Source organism: uncultured Campylobacter sp. (genome assembly GCF_937949835.1).
Taxonomy (GTDB): domain Bacteria; phylum Campylobacterota; class Campylobacteria; order Campylobacterales; family Campylobacteraceae; genus Campylobacter_B.
This window is the reverse complement of sequence record NZ_CALEDC010000166.1, coordinates 1-9,398: the sequence shown is the minus strand read 5'-3', so window position 1 is coordinate 9,398 and position 9,398 is coordinate 1. Positions and strand designations below refer to the sequence as shown.

At 47.1% G+C, this 9,398-nt stretch carries 6 protein-coding genes and 2 pseudogenes; 3 read left to right on the top strand and 5 right to left on the bottom strand.

The window, feature by feature from the left end:
- Both Q0256_RS03615 and Q0256_RS03610 read left to right on the top strand, forming a co-directional pair.
- A pseudogene (locus tag Q0256_RS03615) lies at nt 1-579 on the top strand (hypothetical protein); the annotation flags it as partial.
- 186 nt (nt 580-765) lie between these two features.
- On the top strand, nt 766-2,091 hold the full coding sequence (locus Q0256_RS03610) for an aminotransferase class V-fold PLP-dependent enzyme (RefSeq protein ID WP_297960121.1): 1,326 nt from the start codon (nt 766-768) through the stop codon (nt 2,089-2,091).
- Between the two features lie 468 nt (nt 2,092-2,559).
- Here Q0256_RS03610 and tupC read toward each other — a convergent pair whose 3' ends face one another.
- Nucleotides 2,560-3,804, bottom strand: coding sequence for a tungstate ABC transporter ATP-binding protein TupC (gene tupC, locus Q0256_RS03605; protein WP_297960119.1), 1,245 nt, complete (start codon nt 3,802-3,804; stop codon nt 2,560-2,562).
- Complete coding sequence (tupB, locus tag Q0256_RS03600) at nt 3,801-4,493, bottom strand: tungstate ABC transporter permease TupB (RefSeq protein WP_297960117.1); 693 nt, start codon at nt 4,491-4,493, stop codon at nt 3,801-3,803. Before tupB ends, tupC begins: the two co-directional genes overlap by 4 nt.
- Nucleotides 4,494-4,576: 83 nt before the next feature.
- Between tupB and tupA the strand changes: the two genes are divergently transcribed.
- Nucleotides 4,577-5,395, top strand: a complete 819-nt coding sequence (gene tupA, locus Q0256_RS03595; RefSeq protein WP_291937738.1) for a tungstate ABC transporter substrate-binding protein TupA — start codon at nt 4,577-4,579, stop codon at nt 5,393-5,395.
- A gap of 524 nt (nt 5,396-5,919) precedes the next feature.
- Here tupA and dnaK read toward each other — a convergent pair.
- The 3 genes and pseudogenes from dnaK to Q0256_RS03580 form a co-directional block, all read right to left on the bottom strand.
- Nucleotides 5,920-7,801 (bottom strand): annotated as a pseudogene (gene dnaK, locus Q0256_RS03590) (molecular chaperone DnaK).
- A gap of 44 nt (nt 7,802-7,845) precedes the next feature.
- Entirely contained in the window at nt 7,846-8,421 is a 576-nt protein-coding gene (locus tag Q0256_RS03585; protein WP_297960115.1) for a nucleotide exchange factor GrpE, read from the bottom strand.
- Nucleotides 8,418-9,206, bottom strand: coding sequence for an HrcA family transcriptional regulator (locus Q0256_RS03580; protein WP_297949967.1), 789 nt, complete (start codon nt 9,204-9,206; stop codon nt 8,418-8,420). The genes Q0256_RS03585 and Q0256_RS03580 overlap by 4 nt, the downstream gene beginning before the upstream one ends.
- Nucleotides 9,207-9,398 lie beyond the last annotated feature (192 nt).

The window sequence follows — 9,398 nt, the reverse complement described above, 5'->3', positions numbered from 1 at the left end:
AATAATGAGAATGTAATAACAAGCGATGAGTTTACGGATATAGTCCCTGAGGAAAGCATATTAGCGACAAAGAAGAATACGGAAGAAGAACGCTATCAGAAATTTTATATAGAGGAGTTTAGATACTATTATACATATTATAGATTATTTGATTATGTGCCGCATTATGAAAAAATGCTAGATTTACTTTTAAAGTATAATGTCAAAGGGCAGCCTCCCAGGGAACTGCTTAAAATAGAATATGATAAATGCTATAGCGATAGAGAATTTTTTCTGCGTAATACATATGAATCATATTGCAGAGGAGTAGAAAGAATCAATCAGATATCTGAACGATATACCGTCCCTATTTCGAAAGAGAGATTTGAAAGACTAAGGCCTATGAAAAAAGAATTTTATGATAAGCATTGCCCTGATGCAAATTCTACATTTAAAGATACCAAAAAATTTATAGCTTGGCGAAGCGGTGAAAAAGAATTCGAGATGGTATTGGCATATTTGAAGAGTTACTTTGAAAATGGCGATACCGAAACGGTAGTAAACTTAGATGAAAATACGCAGCTTGATACAAACAAATAGCAATAATAATTTCAAATAAGGAGAGAAATACAATGGCAAAGTTAAGATTGAATAGTATAAAACCCCGAGAATTATAGACAAAGTAATTCTAAAATTCTTGCCAAAATTCCTCCCATCCGAGGCCGTAAAGCTTTAAATTAATCCAAATTTCACTATAATTAATCACTTAAATTTTAAAGGCCGCGAATGCTAAGCTTAGACGAAATTCGAAAAAATATCATCCTAAAACCGGGAGTGCATTATTTTGACTACACTGCTTCGGGGCTTGCTTATGAGCCCGTAGAGCGCGAGATAGCGGACGTCCTCAAAACCTACGCCAACACTCACTCCGACAGTAGCTCCAGCGCCATCATCACGCAGCGGCGCTACGAGGGCGCGCGAGAGAGCCTAAAAAAGCTGCTAGGGCTTGACGAGCGGTTTTGTCTCATCGCCTGCGGACAGGGCGCGACGGCCGCGATCAAGAAATTTCAGGAGCTGCTCGGCATCTACCTGCCGCCTGCGACTAGAAGCGCGATTGGCGAGGCAAATTTACGAGCCGCGCAGCTTCCGCTCGTGCTCGTTTCGCCATACGAGCACCACTCAAACGAGCTTAGCTTTCGCGAGGGGCTTTGCGACTACCTGCGCGTGCCGCTTAGCGAATCGGGCGAGATCGATCTGCTAGCGCTTGAGCGCATCCTAAAGCTTAACGCAACACGCCGCATCATCGGCTCGTTTAGCGCCGCCTCAAACGTCACGGGCGTCGTAAGCGACTATAAAAAGATTAGCGAGCTAATCAGGGCCGCGGACGGCATCGTCGCCTTTGACTGCGCGGCGCTGAGCTCGCACGCAAATTTAGATTGCGACTACTTTGACGCGATTTTCCTCTCGCCGCATAAGTTACTCGGCGGACCTGCTAGCTGCGGGCTTTTGGCGATCAAAAAAGAGCTGCTTAGCGGTGATGTGCCGACATTTGCTGCGGGCGGGACGGTCGCCTACGCCAGCCGCGAAGGGCACGTGTTTTTGAAAAACCCCGAGCAGCTAGAGGAGGGCGGTACGCCGCCTATCATCGGGCTTATGCGGGCAAATTTGGCTTATGCGCTGCGAAACGAGGTGGGCTTCGAGCAAATAAAAAGCGCCGAGGACGAGCTCGCGCGGCTTTTTGAGAGCGAGCTAGCGGGCATTGACGAGATCATAAACTACGCTCCAAAGGGCGCGCCGCGGCTACCGATAATTTCGTTTAACGTGCGCGGCGTATCGGCTTATGATTTCGCCGCGAGCCTTAGCAACGACTATGGTATCCAGACGCGCGCGGGCGTGATGTGCGCGGGGCCGTACGCTCACGATCTGCTGGGTATCAAGGAGGGGCGCATGCCGGAAAGCAAGCCCGGCTTCGTGCGCGTGAGCCTGCACTACACGCACACCGAGCAAGACGTGCATTATCTAGTGGGCGCGATAAAATCCTGCATCAAAAAGCACCGCGAGCTTTGGGGCGAGGAAAAGGCGATGTATGAGATGTTCGGCGGGAAAATTTAAGCGGCGTGAGCTTAAAGCTCTGCCACTTTTTTGAGCTCGCGAAATTTTATAAAATTCCGCGCTGTTTTTAAATTTTATCGGAATTCCACGCCGTCTGCTTGGAATTTTACGCTGGTTTTGCGCCGCGGAATTCTTGCTATCATTTCGCCTTTGTACTGTAGGCTAAATCAACGGCACGTTTCGCGGAGTAAGGTATAATTCTGCCCGTAAATTTACAAGTAAATTCCACAGAGTTAAAATTTAGAATTTTAAATTCCGCGTCTAGAGTTTTAAAATTCCGCGCTGCGCCGCTCGGTAGAATTTGCGTCTATAAATTTCAAAATTTCAAGACGCAAATTTTTGCGCTCTGTTTCGCCGGGTATGCCGCGTTAGATGGTTCGCAGTAAAAATTTGAGGCAGAAATAATATTAGTGCCGCCCGAATAAAATTCTAAAAGCAAAATTAAGCTTATCCGCACTTCGCGCAGAATTACTCCAGCCCTAAAAACGCGCCGTTTTCAAATCCGAAATAGATCCTCTCACCCGCGCTCCAGCGCCGCTCATCCTGAGCTGTGACGCATTTTAGCAGCACGTCGCCCACCTTGATCTTGATGAGTAGCGAGGAGCCGTACTGAAGCGAAACCGAGTGCAAAATCCCCGCGAAGCAGCGCTCAAACGGGCTTTGGGATAATAAAATTTTACTCGGATTTATCGCGATTTTGCGGGCGCGTGCGAGCCCCTCTTCAAGGCGCAGCGAAATTTCATCCGAAAATTTTAAAACTCCGTTTTGCACGTCAAAGATGTTTTTGTATTCAAACTCGCATATCTTGCCGCGATGCAGAAATACGCTTCTTTGCGCGATCGCGCTGAGCCATTTCTCATCGTGGCTGGCGATGATAAAACCGCAGCCGTAGCGGCTTCGCATAAATAAAATCGCGCGCGCAAAGAGCTTGGAGGCGGCAAGATCGAGGCTGTTGGTCGGCTCGTCGAGCAGATAGAGCTTCGCGCGCTGCGCTAGAGCGAGCGCAAAAGCGATGCGCTGCGTCTGCCCCGAGCTAAGCTCGAAATGCTTCTTTGATAAAAAACTTCTATCAAGCCCCGTTAGGCTGAGCGCTTCATCCACTCGCTCGTCAAATTCCGCAAGCGCGCCGCGACTTTTGAGCGCAAATTTAAAATTTTGCTCCACGCTGCGTTTTAAAAGCACGGGCTCGGGCAGCAGCAGACAGATCTGCCGCAACGTCTGCAAAGAGGGCGCCTGCTGCCCCCAAAGCTCCACGCTACCGCTACTCGGACGCTGCAAAAAAGCCAAAATCCGCAGCAGCGTGGATTTGCCGCTGCCGTTGGAGCCCAAAAGCGCCGTGATGCCGCTCGTATTTAGATCGAGGCTAGGGATATTTAAAATTTCGCTCCGTCCGTAGCGCAGCACTAGATCCCGCACAGAGATCAGCTCGCTATTGGGTACAGATCGCGCGGCAGCGGAATTCTCACTCGCGAAATTCTCGGTCGCGAAATTTTCATTCGTATAATTTTCATTCGCAGAATTTGCGCTAATGGAATTCTCGGTAGCAGAATTCTCGTTCGTAGAATTTTCTGAAATAAAATTTTTACTCGTAGAATTCTCGCCTATGGAATTTGTGCCCTTGAAATTTTCGCTCATAAAATTTTCGCGCTCCCGCTCCGCCCGGTTTTTGTCCGTGAAATTCTTACTCGGACGCTTTAGCTTATCTGCACTCATCGATCCAGCCTTTTTAGCGCGTGGATGGCTAAATTTACCGCAAACGCTATCAAAATCAGCACCAGCGCGAGCGCTATACCCATCGCAAACTCGCCCTTGTTGGTCTCAAGCGAGATCGCCGTGGTGATCGTGCGGGTGAAATATTTGATATTGCCGCCGATCATCATCGCTACGCCCACCTCGGCGACTATCCGCCCGTAGGCGGTGGCAATGACGACGAGTAGGGCGTAGCGCAGCTCATAAAGCACGCAAAGGATTAAATTTAGCGGGCTTAGGCGGTAGTTCATAATGTTTAGATAGTGCTTTTTATCCATATTTTCGATGACGCTGGCGCTTAGCGAGACGATGATGGGAAGCGCCAGCGCAAACTGCCCGAGCATCACGGCTTTGAGCGTAAAAAGCAGCCCCAGCTCGCCAAAAGGGCCGTTTCTGGAGATGAAAGCGTAAAGGATCAGTCCTATCGCTACCGTGGGCATCGCAAGCGCGACGTCGCTTAAAAGTCTAAGCGTTCTGCGAGCGCGAAATTCGTAAAATCCGAGAATAAATCCTATCGGAAAGCCGATTAAAATCGCAAAAAATATCGAGATGCTCGAAGTATAAAGCGTCGCTTTAATCGCCGAAAAGGTCTCTGCATCGCCGCTAAAAAGCAGACCGAATGCACTTAAAATTCCTTCTAAAATAAAGTCCAAGATCACGTCCTAAATGTTCTATTTTGGCATATTTATAAACCAAATTTATATGCTATAATAGCACATTTTTTAAAGGAGATAACATGAAAAAAATATTTTTTGTTTCGCTCGCTCTTAGTGCGAGCCTTTTTGCCGCCGATAACGATTTGGTGATGGCAACTACAACGAGTACCGATAATACGGGCTTGCTAGATGCGATCTATCCTGCGTATAAGGCGGAAACCGGCGTCGATATCAAATGGACGGCGGTAGGCACAGGTGCTGCTCTAAAGCTTGGCGAGAACTGCGATGCGGACATACTTTTCGTGCATTCGCCGAAGGTCGAGAAAGAATTCGTAGAAAAAGGCTTCGGCGTTGATCGCACGCCCGTTATGTATAACGATTTTATCCTCATCGCCGATAAATCGATCGCGCCTAAATTTAAAGGCAAGGACCTTAAAGGCTCGTTTGAGCTAATCAAGGCGGAGAAGATTAAATTTTTCTCTCGCGGCGATAAATCTGGCACCGATAACAAAGAGAAAGGTATTTGGAAAAAGGTTGAGGGCGCCGTGCCTGAAAACGAGGCGTGGTATAACCAAACCGGTCAAGGCATGATCGCTACGATCAACGCAGCCGCCGAGCAAAAGGGCGTGACATTCACCGATCGCGGCACTTACATCAAATACGAGGATAATAAAAAGGGAAATCCGGATATGGTTATCATCAACGAAGGCGATAACGATCTGAAGAATTTTTACTCCGTAATCGCGGTCAATCCGAAGCACTGCCCAAAAGCCGACTACGAAAATGCGCAGCGCTTCATCAAATGGATCACTAGCGAGAAGGGGCAGAAGTTCGTAGGCGATTTCAAGCTGCTAAATAAGCCGCTTTTCACCCCTGATGCGAATACTCGCAAGAATTAGCTCTAGCTAAATAAGGCTAAATTTAAAGCCCAAAGGCGAATTGCCGTCTTTGGGCTTTTGCTTTTTAATAAATCAATCTACGCGCCTTTGAATTTAGCTCTTTTGCTTCTAAATTTAGCGGGCGTTTTTTTACTGTGTCTTTTTACGATACATTTTTTACTTCCTCGCCATACATTTAAATTTATCGCAGCTTTGTTTGTAGGCAATAGGCTTAAAATTACAGCTATATTTGAGATCGGTGCGGAGAAATTTCGATCGCGTTCGGATATGCTCTAATGTCTAACGATATTTATACAGCGCAAAATTTAGTAGTATTTATGTGTGACTCAAAATTTTAGTTTGTTGGGAATTTGATTTGAAGTAGCAGTTAAGCTCGGGCGTATGAAAAACGCCCGAGTCTGTGAAGCTATGAAATTTTGTGTACGGTTTATGGGGTCGCTTCTGCCGCGCGCCGGTAAAATTACTTTTCAAGCGCAGGCAAAACTACCGGGCATACGGCTATAAAATTTCACTTTGCGTGAGTGTTATTCGACTTCGGCGTCGATGACGTCGTCGTCTTTTTTACCGCCGTTTGAGCCGGAGCTTTGCGATCCGCCTTGCGCGCCCTGATTTGCGCTGGCAGCCTTGTATAGATCCTCGGCGACCTTGCTTAGGGCTTCTACTTTGGAGTTTATCGCATCCTTGCTCGCGTTTTCATCCTTTAGCACGGCTTTTAGATCATTTAGCGCGCCCTCGATCTTAGCGCGTAGATCGCCCGGCACCTTCTCGCCCATCTCGCTTAGGCTCTTTTCGGTTTGATGCGCGATACTGTCGGCTTGGTTGCGCGCTTCGACGGTCTCTTTGCGCTTATTGTCTTCCTCTTTGTGAAGCTCGGCATCCTTTACCATCTTATCGATCTCGGCATCGCTTAAACCGCTTGAGCCGGTGATGCGGATGTCGGTTGCCTTGCCGGTAGCCTTGTCTTTTGCCGAAACGGTTAAAATTCCGTTCGCATCGATATTAAATTCCACCTCGATCTGCGGCACGCCGCGAGGAGCTGGCATGATGCCCTCTAAATTGAAATTTCCTAGCGATTTGTTGTCTTTCGCAAACTCGCGCTCGCCCTGCAAGACGTTGATCGTAACGGCGCTTTGATTATCCTCTGCTGTCGAGAAGGTTTGAGATTTTTTCGTAGGTATCGTAGTTCCCTTCTCGATGATCTTGGTCATCACGCCACCCAGGGTTTCGATGCCGAGGCTTAGCGGAGTCGAGCAGTAGCACGTCTTTTACGTCGCCTTTGATGACCGCGCCTTGGATCGCTGCGCCGATTGCTACGACTTCGTCAGGGTTTACGCTCTTATTTAGCTCCTTGCCGAAAGCCTTTTTGACCTCCTCTTGCACTAAAGGCACACGCGTCGAGCCGCCAACCATGACGACCTCTTTTATATCGTTCATGCTTAGCCCTGCATCGCTTACGACCTTTTTGAGAGTGCTTATGGTCTCATCTACCAAAGAATCGATCATGCTTTCAAATTTAGCTCTAGTGATGGTTTTCATCAGGTGCTTTGGACCTGTGGCATCAGCAGTGATGAAAGGTAAATTTACCGTCGTTTCCATCGCGCTGCTTAGCTCTTTTTTGGCGTTTTCCGCAGCCTCTTTTAGGCGTTGCATAGCCATGACGTCGCCACGCAAGTCAATGCCTGTTTCAGATTGAAATTCCGAGGTTAAAAAGTCGATCAGCTTGTTATCGAAATCATCGCCGCCCAAAAATGCATTACCGCCGGTAGCTAAAACTTCTACGACGCTATCGCCGGTTTCTAGCACGGTTACGTCGAATGTACCGCCGCCTAGATCGTAAACGACGATCTTTTCAGATTCTTTTTTATCCAGCCCATACGCAAGCGCTGCTGCGGTCGGCTCGTTGATGATGCGAAGCACGTTTAGGCCCGCGATTGTTCCTGCTTCTTTCGTCGCCTTTCTTTGGCTATCGTTGAAATACGCAGGCACGGTTATGACCGCATCTACGACGGGCTCGCCCAAAAACGCCTCGGCGTCCTCTTTTAGCTTGATTAGCACCTTGGCTGAAATTTCTTGCGGCGTATAAACCTTGCCCGCGATCTCTACCGCGCACGCGCCATTTCGGTCGATGATCTTATACGGTAGGCGCTTTTTGGCTTCCTGCGCGTTTTTCTCGTTCATCATAAGACCCATGATGCGCTTGATCGAGTAGATCGTCTTTTCCGGGTTAGTGACGGCTTGGCGCTTGGCGCTGTCGCCTACTAAAACCTCGCCTTTGTCGGTGAAAGCGACTACCGACGGAGTGGTGTTTTTGCCCTCTTTATTCGGTATGATCTTGCTCTCGCCGCGCTCGAATATGCTTACGCACGAGTTTGTTGTTCCTAGGTCGATGCCTATGACTTTTGCCATTTGTTATCCTTTGTGTTGAATTTAAAATTTTAAAATTTGGGCGATCATTTCGCCACCACCACCATAGCGGCGCGCAAAACGCGCTGCTTATACATATAGCCTTTTTGATATACTTGAACGATATCGCCTTTTTTAGCGCCTTCGGCTTCAATCATCGAAATAGCGTTATGCACGCTAGGATCAAATCCCGCATCCGTCGCTATCGGAACGATACCGTATTTTTCAAAAGTCTTTGTAAAAAGGCTTAGACATTGTTTTACGCCAACTTCGATTTTATCCGCAAGCTCATTACCTTCCACATCAATTTTGGCGGCTTCCTCAAGCGCGTCGATTATCGGCAGCAGATCTTTTGCAAAGCTCTCGCTAGCGTAAGCAACAGCGCTATCGTTTTCCTTTTCCAAACGTTTTTTGAGATTTTCAAAATCCGCATTGGCGCGGTAAAATTTATCGGTGATCTCACTCAGCTCGTTTTGAAGCTTTTGTATCTGCGCATCGGTATCGTCGCATGTCTGCGCCTCTTGCGGCTCGCTCGCTTCTGACGCGCACTGCTCGCAAACCTCTTTTTCTTCACTATCGCACGCTGCGTTTTTATCGTCGTGCTCTTTAAATTTATGGCTCATGCTACTCCTTTAGCGTAGTTAAAAAATTTCTCGTAATTCTCGTAAACGCTGCCTGCGCAGATCATCGTAGCGTCCTCGCCTTCGAATTTTACGGGGCGTTTGATCCCCATAAATCCGTGCTCGAAGTAGGGCGCGAAGATCAAATTTTTAGTAAAATTTACGGCGATCGAGGGGTTGAGTAAAATTTTAAACCGCTCGTCTTTGAAAATTTTATACGCCACGACCTCGTTACAAAGAAATTCGATTTTAGAATTTTTTAGCTCTTTAATTTTAGTGCTAAGCTCGCGCAGACCGATCTGCATCGAAGCTAGCTCCAAATCTCCGAGTGAAATTCCTATTAAATTTGATAGGAATTTAAAAACTCTAAAATCGTATTTTAAGATAATCTCATCCGTTCTAAATGTAAGGATTATGAAGCGATCATCGTGATTGATGACTTCGCTTAGGGCTTCATTTTCGGCGTTGAAAATCATACAGTAAATTTCAAAATCCTCAAGCACCGCTTCTAGCTCGCGAGCATCGTCTATTTTTAACTCATCGTCGAAGCTAAGCCTAGCGCGCCAGTAATCCTGCATCGTCGCAACCGTCGGAATTCTACCACCGCTTACATGAAGCTGCGTCAAAGCCCCCTCGTCGCTTAAGCGCTTAAAATAAATTCGAATGCTAGACGCTGACATCGCTACGCCCATACGCTCACCCAGCTCGGAAGATCCGATCGGGGTGTTGCTATCGAGATAGGCGGAAATGATGGATTCCAGGATCATATCGCGTTTATTCGTTTTCACTTTTAGCACTCTTTCGGTAATACTGCCAGTATTATACAACATTGAGTGGTAGGATGTCAAGGTTTTTATATAAATTTTATAAAAATTTAGCAATCGGGTCCTGAGTTTGCTAAAATTTAATTATGTTTTTTGAGCTGAGTGGAATTCTTGGAATTCTTGGAATTCTTGGAATTCTTGGAATTCTTGAAATTC

What these genes read in the sequence shown, in the direction of transcription:
- tupC (WP_297960119.1), bottom strand. Translation starts at nt 3,804, where the DNA reads ATGAGTGCAGATAAGCTAAAGCGTCCGAGTAAGAATTTCACGGACAAA.
- Q0256_RS03585 (WP_297960115.1), bottom strand. Translation starts at nt 8,421, where the DNA reads ATGAGCCATAAATTTAAAGAGCACGACGATAAAAACGCAGCGTGCGAT.
- Q0256_RS03610 (WP_297960121.1), top strand. Translation starts at nt 766, where the DNA reads ATGCTAAGCTTAGACGAAATTCGAAAAAATATCATCCTAAAACCGGGA.
- tupA (WP_291937738.1), top strand. Translation starts at nt 4,577, where the DNA reads ATGAAAAAAATATTTTTTGTTTCGCTCGCTCTTAGTGCGAGCCTTTTT.